20 protein-coding genes are annotated in these 20,907 nt (G+C 72.1%); 10 read left to right on the top strand and 10 right to left on the bottom strand.

Annotated elements, in window-relative coordinates:
- Positions 1-7: 7 nt before the first annotated feature.
- The 6 genes from ACPOLA_RS09810 to ACPOLA_RS09785 all read right to left on the bottom strand — a co-directional run bounded on the left by ACPOLA_RS09810 (position 8) and on the right by ACPOLA_RS09785 (position 4,861).
- Positions 8-787 (bottom strand): amino acid ABC transporter ATP-binding protein, encoded by a 780-nt coding sequence (locus ACPOLA_RS09810; protein ID WP_435770235.1) that lies wholly within the window; start codon positions 785-787, stop codon positions 8-10.
- Complete coding sequence (locus ACPOLA_RS09805) at positions 787-1,581, bottom strand: amino acid ABC transporter permease (RefSeq protein WP_435770234.1); 795 nt, start codon at positions 1,579-1,581, stop codon at positions 787-789. The genes ACPOLA_RS09810 and ACPOLA_RS09805 overlap by 1 nt, the downstream gene beginning before the upstream one ends.
- A gap of 67 nt (positions 1,582-1,648) precedes the next feature.
- The gene (locus ACPOLA_RS09800; RefSeq protein ID WP_435770233.1) at positions 1,649-2,440 is read right to left on the bottom strand and encodes a basic amino acid ABC transporter substrate-binding protein; all 792 of its coding nucleotides are present in this window, start codon (positions 2,438-2,440) and stop codon (positions 1,649-1,651) included.
- A gap of 94 nt (positions 2,441-2,534) precedes the next feature.
- Positions 2,535-2,852, bottom strand: coding sequence for an antibiotic biosynthesis monooxygenase family protein (locus tag ACPOLA_RS09795; protein WP_435770232.1), 318 nt, complete (start codon positions 2,850-2,852; stop codon positions 2,535-2,537).
- A 25-nt stretch (positions 2,853-2,877) separates the two neighbouring features.
- Positions 2,878-4,389: an alpha/beta hydrolase family protein gene (locus ACPOLA_RS09790; protein ID WP_435770231.1), complete on the bottom strand. Its 1,512-nt coding sequence runs from the start codon at positions 4,387-4,389 to the stop codon at positions 2,878-2,880.
- A gap of 37 nt (positions 4,390-4,426) precedes the next feature.
- Entirely contained in the window at positions 4,427-4,861 is a 435-nt protein-coding gene (locus ACPOLA_RS09785) for an HIT family protein (protein WP_435770230.1), read from the bottom strand.
- 79 nt (positions 4,862-4,940) lie between these two features.
- On the opposite strand from ACPOLA_RS09785, the gene ACPOLA_RS09780 reads away from it, so the two are divergent.
- Both ACPOLA_RS09780 and ACPOLA_RS09775 read left to right on the top strand, forming a co-directional pair.
- A complete protein-coding gene (locus ACPOLA_RS09780) occupies positions 4,941-5,834 on the top strand; it encodes a phosphoribosylaminoimidazolesuccinocarboxamide synthase (protein WP_435770229.1) in 894 nt (297 codons plus the stop codon).
- A 169-nt stretch (positions 5,835-6,003) separates the two neighbouring features.
- Positions 6,004-7,560: a long-chain-fatty-acid--CoA ligase gene (locus ACPOLA_RS09775; RefSeq protein WP_435770228.1), complete on the top strand. Its 1,557-nt coding sequence runs from the start codon at positions 6,004-6,006 to the stop codon at positions 7,558-7,560.
- 7 nt (positions 7,561-7,567) lie between these two features.
- Here ACPOLA_RS09775 and ACPOLA_RS09770 read toward each other — a convergent pair whose 3' ends face one another.
- Positions 7,568-8,077 (bottom strand): YflT domain-containing protein, encoded by a 510-nt coding sequence (locus ACPOLA_RS09770; protein ID WP_435770227.1) that lies wholly within the window; start codon positions 8,075-8,077, stop codon positions 7,568-7,570.
- Positions 8,078-8,153: 76 nt separating this feature from the next.
- On the opposite strand from ACPOLA_RS09770, the gene purS reads away from it, so the two are divergent.
- Positions 8,154-8,426 (top strand): phosphoribosylformylglycinamidine synthase subunit PurS, encoded by a 273-nt coding sequence (gene purS / locus ACPOLA_RS09765; RefSeq protein ID WP_435770226.1) that lies wholly within the window; start codon positions 8,154-8,156, stop codon positions 8,424-8,426.
- Positions 8,423-9,091, top strand: coding sequence for a phosphoribosylformylglycinamidine synthase subunit PurQ (gene purQ, locus ACPOLA_RS09760; protein ID WP_435770225.1), 669 nt, complete (start codon positions 8,423-8,425; stop codon positions 9,089-9,091). Before purS ends, purQ begins: the two co-directional genes overlap by 4 nt.
- A gap of 53 nt (positions 9,092-9,144) precedes the next feature.
- Here purQ and ACPOLA_RS09755 read toward each other — a convergent pair whose 3' ends face one another.
- Positions 9,145-10,596 carry a glycoside hydrolase domain-containing protein gene (locus tag ACPOLA_RS09755; protein ID WP_435770224.1) on the bottom strand — a complete coding sequence of 484 codons (1,452 nt, stop codon included), beginning with the start codon at positions 10,594-10,596 and terminating at the stop codon, positions 9,145-9,147.
- Positions 10,597-10,848: 252 nt separating this feature from the next.
- On the opposite strand from ACPOLA_RS09755, the gene purL reads away from it, so the two are divergent.
- Entirely contained in the window at positions 10,849-13,152 is a 2,304-nt protein-coding gene (purL, locus tag ACPOLA_RS09750) for a phosphoribosylformylglycinamidine synthase subunit PurL (RefSeq protein ID WP_435770223.1), read from the top strand.
- A gap of 94 nt (positions 13,153-13,246) precedes the next feature.
- Here purL and ACPOLA_RS09745 read toward each other — a convergent pair whose 3' ends face one another.
- Together ACPOLA_RS09745 and ACPOLA_RS09740 are read right to left on the bottom strand one after the other, a co-directional pair.
- The gene (locus tag ACPOLA_RS09745) at positions 13,247-14,296 is read right to left on the bottom strand and encodes a hypothetical protein (protein ID WP_435770222.1); all 1,050 of its coding nucleotides are present in this window, start codon (positions 14,294-14,296) and stop codon (positions 13,247-13,249) included.
- Between the two features lie 68 nt (positions 14,297-14,364).
- Positions 14,365-15,624, bottom strand: coding sequence for an MFS transporter (locus ACPOLA_RS09740; protein WP_435770221.1), 1,260 nt, complete (start codon positions 15,622-15,624; stop codon positions 14,365-14,367).
- 82 nt (positions 15,625-15,706) lie between these two features.
- Here ACPOLA_RS09740 and ACPOLA_RS09735 point away from each other — a divergent pair, with 82 nt between their 5' ends.
- The 5 genes from ACPOLA_RS09735 (at position 15,707) to purM (ending at position 20,783) form a co-directional block, all read left to right on the top strand.
- Positions 15,707-16,354 (top strand): helix-turn-helix domain-containing protein, encoded by a 648-nt coding sequence (locus ACPOLA_RS09735; RefSeq protein WP_435770220.1) that lies wholly within the window; start codon positions 15,707-15,709, stop codon positions 16,352-16,354.
- Entirely contained in the window at positions 16,354-16,719 is a 366-nt protein-coding gene (locus tag ACPOLA_RS09730) for a sterol carrier family protein (protein ID WP_435770219.1), read from the top strand. The genes ACPOLA_RS09735 and ACPOLA_RS09730 overlap by 1 nt, the downstream gene beginning before the upstream one ends.
- 20 nt (positions 16,720-16,739) lie before the next feature.
- Complete coding sequence (locus ACPOLA_RS09725) at positions 16,740-18,080, top strand: dipeptidase (protein WP_435770218.1); 1,341 nt, start codon at positions 16,740-16,742, stop codon at positions 18,078-18,080.
- Positions 18,081-18,200: 120 nt separating this feature from the next.
- Entirely contained in the window at positions 18,201-19,661 is a 1,461-nt protein-coding gene (gene purF / locus ACPOLA_RS09720) for an amidophosphoribosyltransferase (RefSeq protein WP_435770217.1), read from the top strand.
- A gap of 60 nt (positions 19,662-19,721) precedes the next feature.
- The gene (purM, locus tag ACPOLA_RS09715) at positions 19,722-20,783 is read left to right on the top strand and encodes a phosphoribosylformylglycinamidine cyclo-ligase (RefSeq protein WP_435770216.1); all 1,062 of its coding nucleotides are present in this window, start codon (positions 19,722-19,724) and stop codon (positions 20,781-20,783) included.
- The last annotated feature ends 124 nt before the right edge of the window (positions 20,784-20,907 follow it).

The raw sequence follows: 20,907 nt of genomic DNA, 5'->3' as shown, positions 1-20,907 counted from the left end.
CGGCGGCTCAGAGCACCTTCGACAGGAACGCCTGGGTGCGCTCCTGCTGCGGGTTGCTCAGTACGTCGCCGGGCTCGCCCTCCTCGACGATCACCCCGCCGTCCATGAACACGAGCTTGTCGCCGACCTCGCGCGCGAAACCCATCTCGTGGGTGACCACCATCATGGTCATGCCCTCGGACGCCAGGTCCTTCATCACGGCCAGCACGTCACCGACCAGCTCGGGGTCCAGCGCAGAGGTGGGCTCGTCGAACAGCATCAGCTGCGGCTCCATCGACAGCGCCCGCGCGATGGCGACCCGCTGCTGCTGACCGCCGGAGAGGTGGGCGGGGAAGGCCTGCTCCTTGTCGGCGAGCCCGACCTTCTCGAGGTTGCGGCGGGCGAGCGCGACCGCCTCCTCCTTGGAGGTCTTGCGCACCTTCTGCTGCGCGACCGTCAGGTTGCGCAGCACGGTCATGTGCGGGAACAGGTTGAACTGCTGGAACACCATCCCGATCCGCGAGCGGAGCCGGTCGATGTCGACGTCGGGGTCGGTCACCTCGATGCCTTCGACGAAGATCTTGCCTGCGGTCGGCGTCTCGAGCAGGTTGATGCAGCGCAGCAGGGTCGACTTGCCCGAGCCGCTGGGGCCGACCACGCAGACCACCTGGCCGTCGTCGACGTGGAAGTCGATGCCCTTGAGCACCTCGTTGTCCCCGAAGTACTTGTGCAGCTGCTGGACGTCGATGGCCGCGTTCTCGCGGCCCTGCCCTGCCGTCGTCGACGACGGCTCGGTGGGTGCAGTCATCAGCGGGCCCTCCCGGCCTTGGCTTCCATCCGGCGTACGACGACCGACAGCGGCACCGTGATCAGCAGGTAGCACAGGCCGATCACGATGATGGGGGTCAGGTTCGCCTCGCTGTTCATGCCCTCGCGCCCCCACTTGGTGAGCTCGTACTGGTCGAGGGAGAGCCCGAGGATGTAGATCAGCGAGGAGTCCTTCGTGAGCAGGATCAGCTCGTTGGTCAGCGGGGGCAGCACGATCCGGAACGCCTGCGGCACCACCACGGTGACCATGGCCTGCGTGTGCGACATGCCCAGGGTGCGCGCCGCCTCCATCTGCCCCTTCGGCACCGCCTGGATGCCCGCGCGGATCGTCTCCGCCATGTAGGCGCCGCCCACCAGCCCCAGGGCCAGCGTCACCGTGCCGAGGTTGCCGAACGGGATCTCGTAGTCCGGGAAGGCACGGGGGAAGCCCTGCCCGAGGGCGAGGAAGACCACCAGCGCCGGCAGCCCGCGGAAGAGCTCGATGATCCCGGTGGCGAGCCAGCGCCACGGCCACACGCTCGAGAGCCGCATCAGGGCCAGCACCAGGCCGAGGGCGAGGCCGAAGGCGAACCCGCACGCGGTGTAGATGACGGTGTTCTTCAGCGCGGTCGTGATCACCCGCGGGAACTGCTCCCGGATGATCTCGGGGTCGAAGAAGAACTCCTGGACCTTCTGCCAGTCCGCGCCCAGCACCAGGACGGCGGCCAGTGCCGTGATGACGACGTACTGCGCGTAGCGGAAGTACGCCGCCCGCCTGCGCTTGCTCAGCGCCACCCGAGGCTCCCGTCAGCCGGCGCCGCGGGCGCGGCGCGTCGTCCGGACCGGCACACGCGACCGTCGGTCACTGCGCCGCGGCCTCACCGAACCACTTCTCGTAGGCCTCGTTGTAGGCCTCCTCGTCGGCGATCGCCTCGTTGAGGACCTCGAGCAGCTCGTCGTTGCCGCCCTTGGCCACGGCGAAGCCGTACTCCTCACCGGTCTTGAACTCGGTGGCGACCTTCACCTCGGGGTTCTGCTCGACGTAGTAGTTGACGAGCCCGTTGTCGTTGACGCCCGCGTCGGCCCTGCCGTTGCGGACGGCCTCCATCATCAGCACCGAGTCCTCGAACGAGACGGCCTTGGCGCCCTTGGGGAGGTTCTCCTTCACGTAGCTCTCGCCGGTCGTGCCCTCCTGGGTCGCGATCCGCTTGCCGGCCAGGTCCTCGAGGCTCTCCGCGTTGGAGTCGGCCGGCACGAGCAGAGCCTGGGTGGCCTCGAAGTACGGGTCGGTGAAGTCCATGACGTCCTCGCGCTCGGGCGTGATCGTCATCGCGCCGGCCGCGACGTCGCAGTCGCCGTTGTCGAGGGCGTTGCCGGAGACGATGGTCTCCCACGCGGTGTCGACGACCTTGGTCTCCAGGCCCTCGGCCTCGGCGGCGATCTTGAGCACGTCGATGTCGAAGCCGACCACCTCGCCGCCCTCGGTGAACTCGAACGGCTCGTAGGGGAGGTGGGTGCAGATCGTCAGCGTCCCCTCCTCGACCAGCTTGACCCCCGACTCGGTCGTCGTGGTCTCACGGTCCTTGGCGCAGGCGGAGAGGCCGAGCGCGAGGACGCCGGCGGAGAGGGCAGTCGTGGCGAGGCGAAGGTTCATGCGCCTCACCATAGGCGCCCGTGCAACACCGCGGCCTCACGTGAACGTCACTTTTTGATGACGATCACCGGTGCCGCGGACGGCGCCGCGCCGGTCAGGACGGCTTGACGTCGAGCACGACCTCGAACTCCAGGAGGTCGGCCCCGGCGGCCACCGGCTTCTTCTGCTCCTCACCGGGCTTGGTGGCGTGGGCGGCCTTCCCGTCGCCCTCGCGCCACCGGTCGAACGACGCCTGGTCCTCCCAGTGGGTGACCACGAAGTACCGGTCGTCGCCGGCGACCGGCCGCAGCAGCTGGAAGCCCAGGAACCCGGGGGAGCCCTCGACGGCCCCCGCGCGGGCGGCGAACCGCTCCTCGAGGTGGGCGCCCATGCCCTCCGGGACGGAGATGGCGTTGATCTTCACGACGGACATGGCTCGAGCCTAGGCCGCGCGGCAATCAGCAGCCGACGTCGCTCCAGTCCAGGTCCTCGCGCCGGTCCTCCCCGGAGCCGAAGGCGTACGCCGAGCAGTACCGCTCGCTCATCAGCGGACCGCGCTCGAGCGTGATCGGCTTCCAGACGCCGTTGCCGCGTGGCTCCAGGTAGGTGAGCCGTTCGGCGAGCTGGTCCTCCGGCCTGCCCCTGCCGCGGAGGTAGCGGTCGAGCCACCGCTGCACGTGCACGCTGCTGAGGGCCTGACCGTGCCGGGAGGCCGGGAGCACCAGCGGGATGTCGGTCCACTCGAGGTGGGTGGAGGCGCGGGGGACGAGCAGCAGCGAGTCCACCTGCGCCGCCCGCCAGCCGTCGAACCCGGTGGCCCGCTCACGCATCCGGTCCGGCGTCCCGGGGCCCGGCACCAGCGACGAGCCGCCGGAGAGGTGCCACGGCGTGACGGTGAAGCCGTACTCGGCCTGGAGCGCCAGCGCCGGCACGCGGGGCGTGACCGGGCCCTGGTCCACCGGCACCCCGCCCTCGCCGCCGGCGAGCTTGTCGAGCGCCACCACCGCCGACACCCGCCGGTCGTAGCCCTGCACGTAGGAGACGGCTGCGGCGCCCATCGAGTGTCCGATGACGGCGAGCCTGCGGTCGCGGCCGGGTGCCGTGGGCTCCGCCAGGCGGCTGCGGTCCCACAGCTGCCACCACGGGTTGTAGGCGTCGACCCTGGTGCCGGCCGCCCCGGGGTTGGGGTACGGCGACGTGGGGGTGGACAGCAGGAAGTCGATGCTGTCGACGGTGCCGGTGGTGAAGTTCGACAGCTGCTGGAACGGCACGCCGGGGCAGGGCAGTTGCTCCTTGGTGCCGAGGGCCGGGTCGCCCGCGACCGGGCCGAACGGGTTGCAGAACGGGAACGGCCCGCCGGTGGTGTGCGGCAGCGTCTCGCTGGTGCCTTGACCCTGGACGTCGAAGAGCAGCACCAGGTAGCCGCGCTCGGCGAGGTCCTGGGCGAGCCACTGGTACATCCCCTGCGAGCCGCCGACGGACCCGGGCGTGATCACCACGCCCGGGTACGGCGCCCGCAGCGCCGCACCGGTGTAGGGGTCGCGCGCCGCGGGGAGCGGGGCGTAGAGCGTCCCGGCGAGCCTGGCGCCGAACCGGTTGGTGTAGGCGACCTTGCGCATCCGGCCGCGGGTGCCGTCCCAGCCGGCGCGCAGCGGGTTGCCGACGTTCCAGCCCGGCACGGCCATCGCCGGGGTCAGCGACAGCCGCAGCGGGTCGGCCAGCTGGGCGAGCAGCTGGGTGGTGCTCACGATGCTGCTCTGCCGGACCAGCGCAGGCAGGTACGCCGGGTTCTGCAGCTGGCCGCCCGGCCCGACGACCCGCCCGTAGGCGTCGGCCATGTTCCTCAGGTCGGCGGCGGCGTCGTACGACGGAGGGGCGGGCCCGTCCTCGGCGGCGGCGGGCGCGATGCTGAGCGCCAGGCAGGCGGCGACGGCAGCCGCGACGACGCGAAGGCGGGGGGAGGTCCTCACGCAGGGTCGAACGACGACCGACCCTGCCGGCTACGCCTCAGGCGCGCGCCTCGCCGCCCCAGTTGGCGAGCTTGGCGGCGACGGTGGGCAGGTCGGCCGGCTCCGTGACGCCCTCGGCGTGGGGCGCGAAGAACCAGACGTGGAAGTGGCCGCGGTGCGCGCCGTAGCGGCTGACGTCGACGTACGCCGTCTGGGGCAGGTTCTCCAGGATCCGCACCACGCGGTTGGAGATCCGCCCGAACTGGGAGGCGAGCTCGTCGTCGAGCTGGCCGACGCGGGTGTGCTCCCTGGTCTGCAGCAGCAGCGACGCCGCCATGTCGGTGGGGCCGTCGGTGTAGGAGAGGATCCAGTAGTCGTCCTCCCAGACGATGCGCTCGGGGACGACGTTCGCGCACTCGGGGCACTCGCCAACGATGGCCTGGCGCTTGGCGCCGACGATCCTCGCCCAGACCTCTTCTGCAGACTCCGGCATGGAAACACTGTGCCAGCCGCGTCGGCGGCTCGTGCTGGCACCCCCGGACCGGGCATGGTCCGCCCCTAGGCTGTCGCCCGTGACGCTCGCGAACATCCCGCCCGCGCCGGAGCTCCCCGGCGCCCGCCACCTGCACTCCGGCAAGGTCCGCGACCTGTACGAGGTGACCGACGGGCCGCACGCGGGCAACCTGCTGATGGTCGCCAGCGACCGGCTCTCGATCTTCGACTTCGTGCTGGAGACCACCATCCCCGACAAGGGCGAGATCCTCACCCGGATGTCGCTGTGGTGGTTCGCGCAGCTGGAGGACCTGGTGCCCAACCACCTGGTCTCCACCGATGTGCCGGACGCCGTGCGCGGACGGGCGGTGATCTGCGACCGCCTCGACATGTTCCCGGTGGAGTGCGTCGCCCGCGGCTACCTCACCGGCTCCGGGCTGCTCGACTACCGCGCCACCGGGGAGGTGTGCGGCATCCCGCTGCCCGCGGGCCTCGAGGACGGCAGCCGGCTGCCGGAGCCGGTGTTCACCCCCGCGACGAAGGCCGACCTCGGCGACCACGACGAGAACGTCGACTTCGCGGCCGTGGTCGCCGCCGTCGGCGGCGAGACCGCGGAGGCCCTGCGCGCGCTCACCCTGCAGGTCTACGGCCGCGCCGAGGAGATCGCCCGCGAGCGGGGCATCATCCTCGCCGACACCAAGCTCGAGTTCGGCGACCGCGACGGCGTGATCGTCCTCGCCGACGAGGTGCTCACCCCCGACTCCTCGCGTTACTGGCCCGCGGACGAGTGGACGCCGGGCCGCGCGCAGCCGTCGTACGACAAGCAGATCGTGCGCAACTGGGCGCTGTCGCCGGACAGCGGCTGGGACCGGGCCTCGGGCGAGGCCCCGCCCCCACTGCCGCCCGAGGTGGTCGAGCGCACCCGCAGCCGCTACATCGAGGCCTACGAGCGGCTCACGGGCGAGACCTTCTGAGGGTGTCGCGGGCGGGCGGCTGGCGGCGGATCTCGCTTGTAACTCGGTGTTCGGTCATCCACCACGGAGTCCTGACGCGTCACAGCACCGTGGTAGTGGTCTGTAACACCGAGTTACATGCCCCCATCGCCCCCTTCCCCCCACACCCCCGCCGAGTAGGGTCGGCGCCATGACGAACCTCGCCGCCCTGCTCGAGAACAGCGCCACGGCGCACGCCGACCGCACCGCGATCGTGTTCGGTGAGACGCGTCTGTCGTATCCGCAGGTGAACGGTGCGGCGAACCAGGTGGCGAACCTGTTGGTGGCGCGGGGGATCCGGCCGGGGGACAAGGTGGCGTTGTCGTGCCCGAACCTGCCGTACTTCTCGATCGTCTACTACGGGATCCTCAAGGCCGGCGCGACGGTCGTCCCGCTCAACGTGCTGCTCAAGGGCCGCGAGGTCGCCTACCACCTGGCGGACTCCGACGCGAAGGCCTACTTCGCCTTCCAGGGAACTCCGGAGCTGCCGATCGGCCAGGAGGCCTACGAGGGGTTCCAGGAGACCGAGGGGTGTGAGCACTTCTTCGTGATCACCGCCGACCCGGCGGCGGCCTCGCCGATCGAGGGCACCGAGACGATGGGGCAGGCGATGGCCGGGCGGCCGGCGACGTTCGAGACCGTCGAGGTCGACGACGAGGACACCGCGGTCATCCTCTACACCTCCGGCACGACCGGGCAGCCCAAGGGCGCGGAGCTGCGGCACCGCAACATGCGCGACAACGCGCTGTCGGGTGAGGCGCTGTTCGGTGCCGACCCGGCCAACCCCGACACCTACCTGTGCGTGCTGCCGCTGTTCCACTCCTTCGGGCAGACGGTGATCCAGAACGGCGGGTTCGCCTACGGCGGCACGGTGGTGATGCTGCCCCGGTTCGAGGCGCAGCCCGCGCTGCAGCTGATGCTGCGCGAGAAGGTCACCTTCTTCGCCGGCGTGCCGACCATGTACTGGGGCCTGCTCGGTGCGCTGGACGAGAGCGTGGACGTCAAGGCTCTGGCCGCCAACCTGCGGGTCGCGGTCGCCGGCGGCGCCGCGCTCCCGGTCGAGGTGCACCGGGAGTTCGAGAAGCGGTTCGGGGTGACCATCTTGGAGGGCTACGGCCTCTCGGAGACCTCCCCTGTCGCCTCGTTCAGCAAGTACGGCGAGCCGGTGCGCCCGGGCTCCATCGGCGTGCCGATCCCCGGTGTCGAGATGCGGCTGATCGACCCCGACGGCTGGGAGGAGGTCACCGACCCCGACGGCATCGGGGAGATCGCGATCAAGGGCCACAACGTGATGAAGGGCTACTACAAGCGGCCCGACGCGACCGCCGAGGCGATCAACCCCGAGGGCTGGTTCCGCTCCGGGGACCTGGCCCGCAAGGACGCCGACGGCTGGTACTACATCGTCGACCGCTCCAAGGACATGATCATCCGCGGCGGCTACAACGTCTATCCCCGCGAGATCGAGGAGGTCCTGCTCACCCACCCCGCGATCTCCCTGGCCGCGGTGATCGGGGTTCCCCACGAGAGCCACGGCGAGGAGATCAAGGCGGTCGTCATCCTCAAGCCCGGCCAGTCCGCCACGCCCGAGGAGATCGTGGAGTGGAGCAAGGACCAGATGGCCGCCTACAAGTACCCACGCCTCGTCGAGATCGTCGACAACCTCCCCATGACCGCCACCGGCAAGATCCTCAAGCGCGAGCTCAGCTGACCGCCCCTCAGGCGAACGGGTTCGGGAGCGCGCCGGGCAGCTCGGCCAGCAGCTCCCGCGCCCGGGCCGCGACCTTGTGCTCGACGAGCACCTCGTAGCGGGTGGCGACGACCGAGCTGACGGAGGAGAAGTCGCGCCGCCCGCGGGTCGCGGCATAGCCGGCGAGGGTGAAGATCACCCCGAACAGCGCGCCGATCAGCGTCGTCGCGACCACCGTCGCGAGCGCGTCGCCGGTGCCGAACAGGGTTAGCACCAGGCCGACGAACAGCCCGAACCAGAGGCCGCTCAGGGCGCCGCCGAGCGCCACCCGGCCCGTGGTGAGGCGGCCGGTGATCCGCTCGACCCGCTTCAGGTCGGTCCCGACGATCATGCAGTTCTCGACGGGGAAGCCCTGGTCGGCGAGGAAGTCGACGGTCCGCTGGGCCGCCGCGTAGTCGTCGTACACCGCCAGCGACTGGGGGAACTCCAGTGCCAGGGGTGTCCGGTCTGCCGCTGCCCGGGGAGTCGGTGTGCTCATGGTTCCCAGTGTGCCTCGCGTCGCACAGCGGTCCAGGATGCGCGAGCCGGCGGTGACCCCCACTAGACTCCGGGCCGTGGCCCGAGTCGTCGTTGCCGTCATGCCGAAGCCCGAGATCCTCGACCCGCAGGGGAAGGCGGTGCTGGGCGCCCTGCCCCGCCTCGGCTTCACCGGCGTGACCGACGTCCGCCAGGGCAAGCGCTTCGAGCTCGAGCTCGAGGGCGAGGTGACCGACGCCGTGCTCGCCGAGGTGCACCAGATGGCCGAGACGCTGCTGTCCAACCCGGTCATCGAGAACTACACGGTGCTGGTCGAGGACGCCGCCGCGAGCGCCGAGGTGCCCGCATGAGGGTCGGGGTCGTCACCTTCCCCGGCTCGCTCGACGACGTCGACGCGCAGCGCGCGGTGCGGCTCGGTGGCAACGACGCGGTCGCCCTGTGGCACGGCGACGCCGACCTCAAGGGCGTGGACGCGGTCATCCTCCCCGGTGGCTTCTCGTACGGCGACTACCTGCGCTGCGGTGCCATCTCCCGATTCGCGCCGGTGATGAGCGAGGTGGTCGAGGCGGCGCGCAGGGGGATGCCGGTGCTGGGCATCTGCAACGGCTTCCAGATCCTCTGCGAGTCCCACCTGCTGCCGGGCGCGCTGATCCGCAACGACCACCGCAGGTTCGTGTGCCGCGACCAGCGGCTGCGCATCGAGAATGACCGCACCCCGTGGACGGCCGCCTACGCCGAGGGCCAGGAGATCGTGGTCGCCCTGAAGAACGGCGAGGGCGGCTTCGTCGCGGACGCCGAGACCCTCGCCCGCATCGAGGGAGAGGGTCAGGTCGTGGCGCGCTACCTCGAGGTCAACCCCAACGGGTCGCTGAACGACATCGCCGGCCTGGCCAACGAGCGCGGCAACGTCGTGGGGCTGATGCCCCACCCCGAGCACTCCGTCGAGGAGCTCACCGGCACCGGCACCGACGGGCTCGGCTTCTTCACCTCGCTCGCGGAGTCGGTCCTCGCCTGAGCCGGTGAGCGGCCGCCCGGTGCCCCGGGCGACCGCCGTCGCCGCGCGCCGGATCAGCGGCGGCCGGCGCGGAGCCTGTTCCAGGTGGCGGTGTTGACGATGCCGGCGCCGGGGATGCCGACCTTGCTGCGGTAGGCCTTGACCGCCTTCGCGGTCGCGGCGTCGAAGACCCCCGTCACCCTCAGCTCGTACGACGGCACGGCGGCCTGCACGGCCCGCTGGGCGCGGCGCACGTACTCCCCGGTCGACCCGACCTTGAGCACCGGACGGGCGCCGTAGCTGAGGATGCTCATCCAGTTGCGGACGCTCCACGTCGAGCTCTGGGAGAACCCGCGCTTGCGCTGCCACGCCTTGGCGGCCGCCTGGGTGGCGCTGTCGTAGTCGCCGTCGACCGGCCCGCTGTAGAGCCGCTTCATGGTGAGCAGGCACTGCAGCGCCTTGACCCGGGCGGTCGTCGCCGCCGAGGGGCGGGTGGTCGGCGAGAGGGCGTAGTAGCGCTGGAGGTCGATCCGCACGCCCCCGCAGTAGGACTGCTTGGTCGCGACGCTGCCGCGTCCGACGTCGAGGTAGTTGCGGTCGATGTTGATCGTGACGCCGCCCCACTTCTCGTCGTGGCCGCCCTGATACTGCTTCACCCGCTTGTGCGGGGTCCACGCGGTCGGCGTCAGGTAGGCCGAGCTGACCGACGTGTTGGCCTTGCCGTCCCAGCGCGCGATCCACAGGTAGTCGGGCAGCACGTAGGCGCCGGGGCGCTGGATCCGCGCCTGGTCGATCATCTTGATGCCGGATCCGGCGCTGGAGTAGTAGCCGGACCGGTAGCCCAGCTGGTGCAGCCGCACGGTCCACGCGTGGACGAACCGGATCGCCGACTCGCGGCAGTGGGTCTGGGTGATGTCGAAGGCCTCGAGGTCGTAGAACAGGGTGCTGCCCTTGACGATGCCGAGGGAGGTCGCGACGGAGACCGCCTTCTCCGCCTCCGCCTTCGCCTGTGCCTTGGCCTTGGCGTAGTACCTGGTCGAGTCGGGGCTGATCGTCGGGTCGATCCGGGCGCCGTACTTGGGGTAGCGCGCGCTGCAGCTGGCCTGTGGCCCGAGGGTGATCGGGAGCAGCCGCCAGCCCTTGCGCAGCTGGGTGGAGACCCAGGTGGGCGTCAGGTTGGGCTGGCTGCGGCAGTGCCGGGAGTTGCCGGAGATGTAGATCCCCACGGACATGAAGGGCGAGTGCTCGTGCCAGGCGTCCATCTTGGCCTGGGTCGGCGCCAGGCACTGGTCGAAGCCGTAGCCGGTGAAGTCGCCCGGCGTGACGGGGTTGCCGCTGGCGGCGGCCGAGAGGTCCAGCGGTGCGGCCGGCTGGGCGGGCCGCTCGGCGCGCAGCGGCGCGAGCAGCGCCACCGCGAGCACGGCGACGACGGTGATCGCGGTGACCGCGGCAGCGCGCCCCAGTGCGGGGCGCAGGCGGGGAGCGACGGAGGTGGACCGGACGGACCGGGCAGACCGGGCGAGCATGGCGGATCTCCAGGGGAAGGCGGATGGCTCCGGCGGAAGCCACGTCACGATAACCACAACTTTCACACCAGTAACAGCCGTCGGCGAGAACTACACCGGTGTAGTTCTTCGTGGACCGGACACCCTCCGGCAGGGAGCAGTCGTCCTCCGTCCCGATCGGCGGCCGACCGGCCGGGTTGAGGAGCCGCCGGTGACCGATCTCATGGGGAGCGGAGACCCGACCCGCGCGAGGCGGCCGATAGATTTGCACCTGTGGCCGACACCGCACCCGCCCCCGCCCGCTCGACGCTCGACACCGTCTCCGTGGCGGCCGGCGAGCCGGACCGGGAGCAGCCCTGGGCCGACCTCGGGCTGAAGGCCGACGAGTACGACCGGATCCGCGACATCCTCGGTCGCCGGCCGACCAGCTCGGAGCTGGCGATGTACTCGGTGATGTGGAGCGAGCACTGCTCCTACAAGTCCTCCAAGGTGCACCTGCGCCAGTTCGGCGAGCTGGCCGAGCAGCTCCGGGCGACCGAGGGCTCCGGCACCGGCGCCGCCGGCCGGATGCTCGCCGGGATCGGCGAGAACGCCGGCGTGACCGACATCGGCCAGGGCTACGCGGTCACCTTCAAGGTCGAGTCGCACAACCACCCGTCGTACGTCGAGCCCTACCAGGGCGCCGCCACCGGCGTCGGTGGCATCGTCCGCGACATCCTCGCCATGGGCGCCCGTCCGGTGGCCGTGATGGACCCCCTGCGGTTCGGCCCGCTCGACGCCGAGGACACCCACCGGGTGCTGCCCGGGATCGTCGCCGGCGTCGGTGGCTACGGCAACTGCCTCGGCCTGCCCAACATCGGCGGCGAGGCGGTGTTCGACGACACCTACGTCGGCAACCCGCTGGTCAACGCCCTCTGCGTCGGCGTGCTCAAGCACGAGGACCTCCACCTCGCCAAGGCCTCCGGCGTCGGCAACCTGGTCGTCCTGTACGGCGCCCGCACGGGCGGCGACGGCATCGGCGGGGTCTCGGTGCTGGCCTCGGAGACCTTCGACGCCGACGGCCCCGCGAAGCGCCCCAGCGTCCAGGTGGGCGACCCGTTCATGGAGAAGCTGCTCATCGAGTGCACGCTCGAGCTGTTCCACGCCGGCGTGGTCGCCGGCATCCAGGACCTCGGCGGCGCGGGCCTGTCCTGCGCCACCTCCGAGCTCGCCTCGGCCGGCGAGGGCGGGATGCACGTCCACCTCGACCGCGTGCCGCTGCGCGACTCGACGCTAGCGCCCGAGGAGATCCTGATGAGCGAGTCGCAGGAGCGGATGATGGCGGTCGTCGAGCCCGCCGACATCGACGCCTTCCTCGCGATCTGCGCCAAGTGGGACGTCGAGGCGGCGGTGATCGGCGAGGTGACCGACACCGGCCGGCTCGAGATCGACTGGCACGGCGAGCGCGTCGTCGACGTGCCGCCGCGGACCGTCGCCCACGACGGCCCGGTCTACGAGCGGCCCTACGCCCGCCCGGACTGGCAGGACGCCCTCCAGGCCGACGCCGCCGAGGCGCTGCCCCGCCCGAGCTCAGGCGCCGAGCTGCGGGAGACGTTGCTCCGGCTGGTGGCCAGCCCGAACCTGTGCGACAAGTCCTGGATCACCGACCAGTACGACCGCTACGTGCAGGGCAACACGGTGCTGGCCCAGCCCGCCGACAGCGGCATGGTGCGGGTCGACGAGGAGAGCAACCTCGGTGTCGCGGTCGCCACCGACTGCAACGGCCGGTTCGCGAAGCTCGACCCCTACGCCGGCGCACAGCTCGCCCTCGCCGAGGCCTACCGCAACGTCGCCACGGGTGGAGCCACCCCGCTGGCCGTGAGCGACTGCCTGAACTTCGGGTCGCCGGAGGACCCCGGCGTGATGTGGCAGTTCGCGGAGGCCTGCCGCGGGCTCAAGGACGCCTGCCTCGAGCTGGGCATCCCCGTCACCGGCGGCAACGTCAGCCTCTACAACCAGACCGGCGAGACGGCGATCCTGCCGACCCCGGTCGTGGCGGTGCTCGGCGTGATCGGCGACGTACGACGCCGGACGCCCTCGTTCTTCCAGGCCGCCGACGAGCGGATCGTGCTGCTCGGCCGGACCCGCGAGGAGCTCTCCGGGTCGGAGTGGGCGCACGTCGTCCACGGCCACCTCGGCGGCCGCCCGCCGGCGGTCGACCTCCGCGCAGAGCGGGCGCTGGCGCGGCTGCTGGCCGACCTCGTCGGCGTGGCGACCAGCGCCCACGACGTCTCCGACGGCGGCCTCGCCCAGGCGCTGGCCGAGGCGGCGCTGGTCAGCGGCATCGGCGCCCGGGTCACCCTCGACGGCGATCCCTTCGTCGCGCTGTTCGCCGAGTCCGCCGCACGCGCCGTGGTGACCGTTGCGGACCACGACGTCGAGGAGCTCCGGGCGCTCTGCGCGCGCCACGACGTGCCGATGACCGAGCTCGGCACCACCGGTGGCACGGCGCTGGAGGTCGGGGACCAGTTCAGCGTCCCGCTCGACGAGCTGCGCGAAGCGTGGACCGCGACCCTCCCGGCGGCACTCTCCTCCTGACGCGGAGCCGGGGCGGCTCGGCGAGCGTCAACCGGGGGCCAGCTCCCGAGCCGGCCCGAAGCCAGTCCCGGGGTCAGCCTAGAGCCAGCCCAGGTCAGCGCAGCCGCATGGTCACGCTGACCGGCAGCTCGATCAGGTCCTTGCCCTCGCCTCCGCCCCACACCGAGGTCAGCACCATGTCGTAGACCTGCTTGATCCGCAGCCGCATCGGCGGGTCCTCGGGCACGTCGAAGACCAGGTGGTAGGTGGTGACGCAGCCCCCGCGGGCGGGGTCGGGGCAGGCGGTGCGCTCGCGGTCGACGATCACCTCGGCCGGCTTCATGCGCCCGAGCCGGAACTCGCTCTCGACGGACCCGGCGAAGTAGATCGCCCCGGACTTGAAGTCCGCCGCGATCCGGTCGTAGCGGCGCAGCGAGGTCTTCGCGGTGACGACGAGCCAGCTCCGGCCGGGCTCGGCCCACGCGCCGGCGGCATAGGGCAGCCGCGCGGTCCGGGTCACCGTGCAGCTGTAGTCCGGTGCCCGGCGGGGCGCGTCGTCCTCGCCGGTGCCGAAGGTGGCGAAGGGCGTGCAAGCGCGGGTGCGCTCGCTGCGCGGCTTGAGCCGGTAGAGCGGCTTGGCGCGGTCGGCCTCGCGCTTCCCGGTGCGCAGGTCGACGGTCTGCGTCACGCCGTCGAACTCCACCTCCAGCGAGGCGTCCTCGCCCCGCCCGTCGACCAGGACGTAGAACGACTCCGAGCCCGAGCCGCTCGCCTCGGGGGCGGGAAGCCGGTAGCTGGCTCCCCGCGACACCAGGTCGATGACCGGCGTCGCGTCGCTGAGCAGGTAGTCGTCGTAGTCGCCGAAGGTGCCCGAGTCGTACTGCCAGGTGATCGGCACGAACGACGTGCCCTCCGGGGCGTCGATAGCCTCCAGCTGGCGGGTCTCCTCGGCCGAGAGGCTGTCGGCCGGCTCGCCGACGAGCACCTCGAGCTCGCCGAGGGGCAGTGCGATGGTGGACTCCGTCCCGTCGGCGAACTGTGCGTCCTCCCGTGCCGGGACGATGTCGCCGGTCTCGACCTGCTCCGGGTCCTCGCCGCAGCTCGCGAGCAGGGGGAGGAGGAGCAGCGACCCGAGGGCAGCCGTGACACGACGAGGCAGGCGCATGGCGCCCATTGTGTCGTCCGGCGCCGCGGGATGTGGGCGGAGCCCGACAACCGTCGGCCGAGCGGCGATCAGCCGGTGCCGGCCGGCTGCTGCGCGCGGGGCGTGAGGCGGGGCCACTCGGCCGGCCGGGGCACCGACCGCACCGACCGGGACAGGGTCGGGATCAGGGCCACGGTCGCGGTCAGGCCGGTCAGGACCAGGACGGCCTCCGCGCCGCCGATGCCGGTGAGGAGGACGCCGGCCACGACCGGCGCCACCGGCATGGCGAGCATCGAGACGAACTGCATGGTGGACTGGACGCGTCCGACCAGGTCGGGCGGCGTCACCGCCATCCGGTAGGAGCTGATCCCGGCGTTGCCGGCGGGGTTGAGGAACAGCCCCACGGACCCCGCGAGGGCGAGGGCCCACGGGTCGTTCCACAGGGCGAGCGGCACCGACAGCGGCACGAAGCTCCAGGCGACCACCACGGTCAGGCGGCCGGTGCGGAACCGGTCGATCAGCCACGGCGCGGCGATGGCGCCGAGGATCCCGCAGGCCCCGATCGCCGCCTCCGCCAGCCCGATCTGCCACGCGGGGAAGCCGGCCTCGACCAGCCGCAACAGCGCGACGAAGAACAGGGCGTTCACCGCCAGGTTCGCGGCCGGCGCCCAGAGCAGCAGGACCCGCAGGAACGGTCGCGACCAGGTGAAGCGCAGGCCGGCGGAGAGCTCGTGCAGCGGCCGGGATGTCTCCGTCGCCGGGGTCGCTCGCAGGTCTGCCCGCACCCGGCCCAGCAGTGCCCAGCCGACGGCATAGCTCAGTGCGTCGGCCGCGAACGGCGCCCACCTCGCCAGGCCGAAGAGCGCGCCGCCGAGGGGACCGCCCAGGAGCGCCGCGACGTGCTGGCGCGCCTGCTGCTGGCTGAGCGCGGTCGGCAGCTCCTCGGTGGTCACGATGCTGCGGATCGCGGAGTACTCGGCCGGCAGGAACAGGCCCGCGACCAGGCCGCCGGCCACTGCGACGACCAGCAGGTGGGGGAGGGTCAGCGCCCCGGCCGCCCCGGCGACGACCAGGGAGCCGTAGAGCACTGCGCCGGCGCCGTGGGACAGCCGGAGCACCCGCAGCCGGTGGCACCGGTCGGCCGCGACCCCGGCCGGCAGCAGCACCGCCACCATGCCGAGCAGGTACGCCGCCTCGGCCGCGGCCGCCCACAGCGTGGAGCCGGTGACCGCGAAGGCGACCAGCGGCATCGCGAACGTGGTGACCCGGGTCCCGAGCTCGGAGATCGTCGCCCCGATCCACAGTGCCGTGAAGTCACGGTTGCGAGCGAGGGATCGGTACGCCGTCATACCTGCACCGTAAGTTGCGCAACGTTAGTTGCGCAATAGACGGTGCGCACCAAAAGGTGCGAACCGCGGGTAGGCTGGCGGCATGGTGATGTACGACGACCCGCGGATCCTGCGGGCGATCGCCCACCCCACGCGCAACCGCGTGCTCCACGAGCTGTCCGCCGCCGGCTCGCTGCGGGCGGCGGACATCGCCCGCCGCATCGAGATACCGGCCAACCAGGCGAGCTTCCACCTGCGTCAGCTGGCGAAGTACGGCCTGGTGGAGGAGGACCCCGACGCCGGCCGCGACCGTCGCGACCGCGTCTGGCGGCTCACCGACCCCGACGGCATCCGGTTCCGCACCGAGGACATGCTCGCCCAGCCCGGCGGTGCCGCCGCCTACGCGGTCTTCCGGCGCAACGCCGTCCAGTGGGGCCAGCACCTCGTGGAGCGCGCCTACACCTACGACGAGACGGGCCGGCGCAAGAAGAGCGTCTCGGAGTGGTCGCTTCGCCTGACGACCGACGAGGCCGAGCAGCTGATGGGCGAGTTCGACCGGATCGTCGAGCGCTACCGGGCCGCCGGCCGCGCCGCCGACGAGGACGCCGCCGACGAGAGCGTCGCCGAGGGGGAGTCCATCGGCGATGGCCGCGAGACGTACTCCGTGTTCCAGCTGATCCAGCCCTACCCCGAGCTGCCGGACGTCGGTGAGGGCCGTGGGGAACGCGCCGGCCGCGAGGATGGCGCCTGATGCCGGCGAAGCTGCGGGTGGCCGATCCGGCCGCGGTCGCCGAGGCGCTGGGCCGCGTCCGCGACGGTGCCCCCGAGCGCGGTGACCTGCGGCTGCTGACCAAGCACTATCTGGCGCTGCTCGAGGCGCGCGCGCCCGGCCGCTCGGTGGAGGTGCGCGTGCCGCCGTACGCCGCGGTGCAGGTGGTCGAGGGTGTGCGGCACACCCGCGGCACGCCGCCGGCCGTGGTCGAGACCGATGCCGCCACCTGGATCGCGCTCGCCACCGGCGAGCTGCGGTGGGACGAGGCCGTGGCCGGCGGCGGGGTGCACGCGAGCGGCGAGCGCACCGACCTCGCGCCGTACCTCCCGCTGGACGGTCGCTGACGGTCGCTAGGTTGGCGGGCATGGACACCGCCGCCCTGCGCACCCGCATCGCCGAGCTCCTCCCGGGCGTCCGCAAGGACCTCGAGGACCTCGTCCGGATCGAGTCCGTCAGCGCCGATCCGGCCCGCGTCGACGAGGTCGAGCGCAGCGCCCGCGCGACGGCCGAGCTGTTCGCCGCCGAGGGCGTCGAGGTCGAGATCGTCCGCGCCCACGACGGCGCCCCGCCAGCGGTGATCGGTCACCGTCCCGGCCCGGAGGGGGCGCCCACCGTGCTGCTCTACGCCCACCACGACGTGCAGCCGGAGAACGACCACCGCGAGTGGGACAGCCCGCCGTGGGTGCCCACCGAGCGCGGTGACCGGCTCTACGGCCGCGGCGCCGCCGACGACAAGGCCGGGATCATGACCCACGTCGCGGCCCTGCGCGCCTTCGGCGACCAGCTGCCGGTGACCGTGAAGGTGTTCATCGAGGGCGAGGAGGAGGTCGGCTCCGAGACCCTCCCCGCGCTGCTGAGGCAGCACCAGGACCGGCTGGCCGCCGACGTCATCGTGATCGCCGACTCGGGCAACTGGGACATCGGCGTGCCCGCGCTGACCACGTCACTGCGCGGTCTGGTGCGGCTCGACGTGGAGGTCCGCACCCTCACCCACGCGGTGCACTCCGGGATGTGGGGCGGGCTGGTGCCCGACGCCCTGATCACCCTGGCGCGCCTCCTCGCCACCCTCCACGACGACCGGGGCAACGTCGCGGTCAAGGGCCTCTACAGCGGCCCCGCGGCCGACGTGGACTACCCCGAGGAGCGGCTGCGAGCCGAGTCGGGCGCCGCGCCGGGCGTCGAGTGGATCGGCGAGGGCTCCGCCGTGGAGCGGCTGTGGACCAGGCCCGCGCTCAGCATCACCGGCCTCGACGCGCCCAAGGTCGACGGCGCGTCCAACACGCTCGTCCCGTCGGCGCGGGCGAAGATCTCGATGCGGGTCGCGCCCGGTGACACCACCGAGAACGCCCTCACCTGCCTGGTCCGCCACCTCGAGGAGCACGTCCCGTGGGGCGCCGAGCTCACCACGACGGTCGTGGACACCGGCGAGGCCACCCAGATCGACGCCACCGGTCCGGCGTACGACGCCGCGCGGGCGGCGTTCGCCGAGGCCTGGGACGGCACCGAGCCGGTGGACATGGGCGTCGGCGGCTCCATCCCGTTCATCGCCGAGTTCCTCGACGCCTTCCCGGCGGCGTCGGTGCTGGTCACCGGCGTCGAGGACCCCGACACGCGGGCCCACGGCCCCAACGAGGGCCTGCACCTCGCCGAGTTCGAGCGGGTTCTGCTCGCCGAGGCGTTGCTGCTGCGCAACCTCGCCGGCTGACCCCGCAACGGCCGGCCCGGTCGGCACCGGCGAGTGCCGGCCGGGCGGGTGGCGCATCCCACCCGACGGGTGGCGGTCGCGAAGCGGGAGATGGGGTCCCGCGCCGGTACGCTGAGCCCCGTGTGCGGTGTGTTCGGCGTCTGGGCGCCCGGTGAGGACGTCGCCAAGCTGACCTACTTCGGCCTCTACGCCCTCCAGCACCGTGGGCAGGAGTCGGCCGGGATCTCGGTCAGCAACGGCCGGCAGATCCTCGTCTACAAGGACATGGGACTGGTCTCCCAGGTCTTCGACGAGAACACCCTCGAGTCGTTCGCCGGCCACCTCGCCGTCGGTCACTGCCGCTACTCCACCACCGGCGCGAGCACCTGGCAGAACGCCCAGCCGACGTTCCGCCCCACCGCCGACGGCTCGATCGCGCTGGGCCACAACGGCAACCTGATCAACACCGCCGACCTCGCCGCCATGGTCGCCAGTCTCCCGAGCGACGAGGGCGAGCTCGACATCCACGCCCGCAACCTCGAGGCCGCCACCAACGACACCAGCCTGGTCACCGCGCTGCTGGCGCACCACCCCGACCAGTCCCTCGAGGCCCGCGCCCTGGAGCTGCTGCCGAAGGTCAACGGCGCGTTCTCCTTCGTCTTCATGAACGAGAACACCCTCTACGCCGCCCGCGACCCCGAGGGCATCCGGCCGCTCGTCCTGGGCCGGCTCGAGCGCGGCTGGGTCGTCGCCAGCGAGGACTCCGCGCTGGCCACGGTGGGTGCCAGCGTGGTCCGCGAGGTGGAGCCGGGCGAGCTGCTCGTGATCGACGAGGACGGGCTGCGCTCCCACCGGTTCGCCGACCCCCGGCGCAAGGGCTGCGTCTTCGAGTACGTCTACCTCGCCCGCCCCGACGCCAGCATCGCCGGCCGCAGCGTGCACGAGGCCCGCGTCGAGATGGGCCGCCAGTTGGCCCGCGAGTTCCCGGTCGAGGCCGACCTGGTGATCCCCGTCCCCGAGTCCGGCACCCCGGCCGCGTCCGGCTACGCCCTCGAGAGCGGGATCCCGTTCGGCCAGGGCTTCGTCAAGAACGCCTACGTGGGGCGGACCTTCATCCAGCCGAGCCAGACCCTGCGCCAGCTCGGCATCCGCCTCAAGCTCAACGCCCTGGAGCACATGATCCGCGGCAAGCGGATCGTGGTGGTCGACGACTCGATCGTCCGTGGCAACACGCAGCGCGCGCAGGTCCGGATGCTCCGGGAGGCCGGTGCCACCGAGGTGCACGTGCGGATCTCCAGCCCGCCGGTGAAGTGGCCCTGCTTCTACGGCATCGACTTCGCCACCCGCGCCGAGCTGATCGCCAACGGGCTGGACGTCGACGAGATCGCGGCGTCGGTCGGCGCGGACTCGCTGGGCTACATCTCCCTCGACGGGATGGTCGAGGCAACCGGCCAGCCGCAGACCTCGCTGTGCACCGCCTGCTTCACCGGGGACTACCCCATCGACCTGCCCGACGAGAGCCTCCTCGGCAAGCATTTGCTCGAAGCGACCCTCGAGCCGAGCACCCACGGCGAGGCGCTGCCCGTCTTCAACAACCCGTAGTCGGAGGTCGAGGAGGTCGCGCGGCGGCCGTCCCGAGCCCCCAGCACCCGAAGGAGAGCCGTGGCTGACAACGCCTACGCCCGTGCAGGCGTCGACATCGAGGCCGCCGACCGGGCCGTGGACCTGATGAAGGAGTGGGTCGAGAAGGCCCGCCGCCCCGAGATGCTGGGCGGGCTCGGCGGCTTCGCCGGCCTCTTCGATGCCTCCGCGCTGCTGTCGTACAAGCGGCCGCTGCTGGCGACCTCCACCGACGGCGTCGGCACCAAGGTCGCCGTCGCACAGATGGTGGACAAGCACGACACCATCGGCTTCGACCTGGTCGGCATGGTCGTCGACGACCTCGTCGTCTGTGGCGCGGAGCCGCTCTTCATGACCGACTACATCGCCACCGGCAAGGTCGTGCCCGAACGGATCGCGGCGATCGTCAAGGGCATCGCCGAGGCCTGTGTCGAGGCCGGCTGTGCGCTGGTGGGCGGCGAGACGGCCGAGCACCCCGGCCTGCTGGCCGCCGACGAGTACGACGTCGCGGGCGCGACCACGGGCGTGGTCGAGGGCGACGCGCTGCTCGGGGCCGGCCGGGTGCGACCCGGTGACGCGGTCGTCGCGATGGCGGCCAGCGGCCTGCACTCCAACGGCTACTCCCTGGCCCGCCACGTCTTCTTCACCCAGGCCGGCTGGACCGTCGACCGCCACGTCGACGAGCTCGGCCGGACGCTCGGCGAGGAGCTGCTCGAGCCCACCCGGATCTACACCAAGCCGGCGCTGACGCTGGCGCGCGAGACCGAGACCCACGCGATGGCCCACGTCACCGGCGGCGGGCTCGCCACCAACCTGGCCCGGGTGATGCCGCCCGAGCTCAAGGCCACCCTCGACCGGGCCAGCTGGACGCCCGCCCCCGTCTTCGACCTGGTTCGCCGGGTCGGCGACGTCGCGCAGCCCGACCTCGAGGCGACGCTCAACTGCGGCGTCGGAATGGTCGCCCTGGTCGCGCCCGACGCGGTCGACGACGCGCTCGCGCGGCTGGCCGGCTCCGGCGTGGACGCCTGGGTCGCCGGCGAGGTCGCGGTCGACCCCGAGCAGCGCGGCACCGTCGAGCTGGTGGGCCAGCACCCCGGCTGGTGACCTCCCGCATCGTGCCGCGCGGATCTTTCCCCTGAAGTGCGGGAACAGCCAGCCGCCATGTACGGTTGACCCCACGAGACTCTGATTCAGCAGTCCGGGGCCCGGAGGGTACCCGGCCAAGTGT

The organism is Nocardioides proteolyticus, assembly GCF_051280635.3.
Lineage (GTDB): Bacteria > Actinomycetota > Actinomycetes > Propionibacteriales > Nocardioidaceae > Nocardioides.
Note: the sequence above shows the minus strand (reverse complement) of the source record. Positions and strands in the feature narration are given on the sequence as shown.

Bases quoted from the DNA above. Each gene is read 5' to 3' on its own strand.
- ACPOLA_RS09810 (WP_435770235.1), bottom strand. From the start codon at position 787: ATGACTGCACCCACCGAGCCGTCGTCGACGACGGCAGGGCAGGGCCGC.
- ACPOLA_RS09800 (WP_435770233.1), bottom strand. From the start codon at position 2,440: ATGAACCTTCGCCTCGCCACGACTGCCCTCTCCGCCGGCGTCCTCGCG.
- ACPOLA_RS09795 (WP_435770232.1), bottom strand. From the start codon at position 2,852: ATGTCCGTCGTGAAGATCAACGCCATCTCCGTCCCGGAGGGCATGGGC.
- ACPOLA_RS09785 (WP_435770230.1), bottom strand. From the start codon at position 4,861: ATGCCGGAGTCTGCAGAAGAGGTCTGGGCGAGGATCGTCGGCGCCAAG.
- ACPOLA_RS09775 (WP_435770228.1), top strand. From the start codon at position 6,004: ATGACGAACCTCGCCGCCCTGCTCGAGAACAGCGCCACGGCGCACGCC.
- ACPOLA_RS09770 (WP_435770227.1), bottom strand. From the start codon at position 8,077: ATGAGCACACCGACTCCCCGGGCAGCGGCAGACCGGACACCCCTGGCA.
- purQ (WP_435770225.1), top strand. From the start codon at position 8,423: ATGAGGGTCGGGGTCGTCACCTTCCCCGGCTCGCTCGACGACGTCGAC.
- ACPOLA_RS09755 (WP_435770224.1), bottom strand. From the start codon at position 10,596: ATGCTCGCCCGGTCTGCCCGGTCCGTCCGGTCCACCTCCGTCGCTCCC.
- ACPOLA_RS09745 (WP_435770222.1), bottom strand. From the start codon at position 14,296: ATGCGCCTGCCTCGTCGTGTCACGGCTGCCCTCGGGTCGCTGCTCCTC.
- ACPOLA_RS09740 (WP_435770221.1), bottom strand. From the start codon at position 15,624: ATGACGGCGTACCGATCCCTCGCTCGCAACCGTGACTTCACGGCACTG.
- ACPOLA_RS09735 (WP_435770220.1), top strand. From the start codon at position 15,707: ATGGTGATGTACGACGACCCGCGGATCCTGCGGGCGATCGCCCACCCC.
- ACPOLA_RS09730 (WP_435770219.1), top strand. From the start codon at position 16,354: ATGCCGGCGAAGCTGCGGGTGGCCGATCCGGCCGCGGTCGCCGAGGCG.
- ACPOLA_RS09725 (WP_435770218.1), top strand. From the start codon at position 16,740: ATGGACACCGCCGCCCTGCGCACCCGCATCGCCGAGCTCCTCCCGGGC.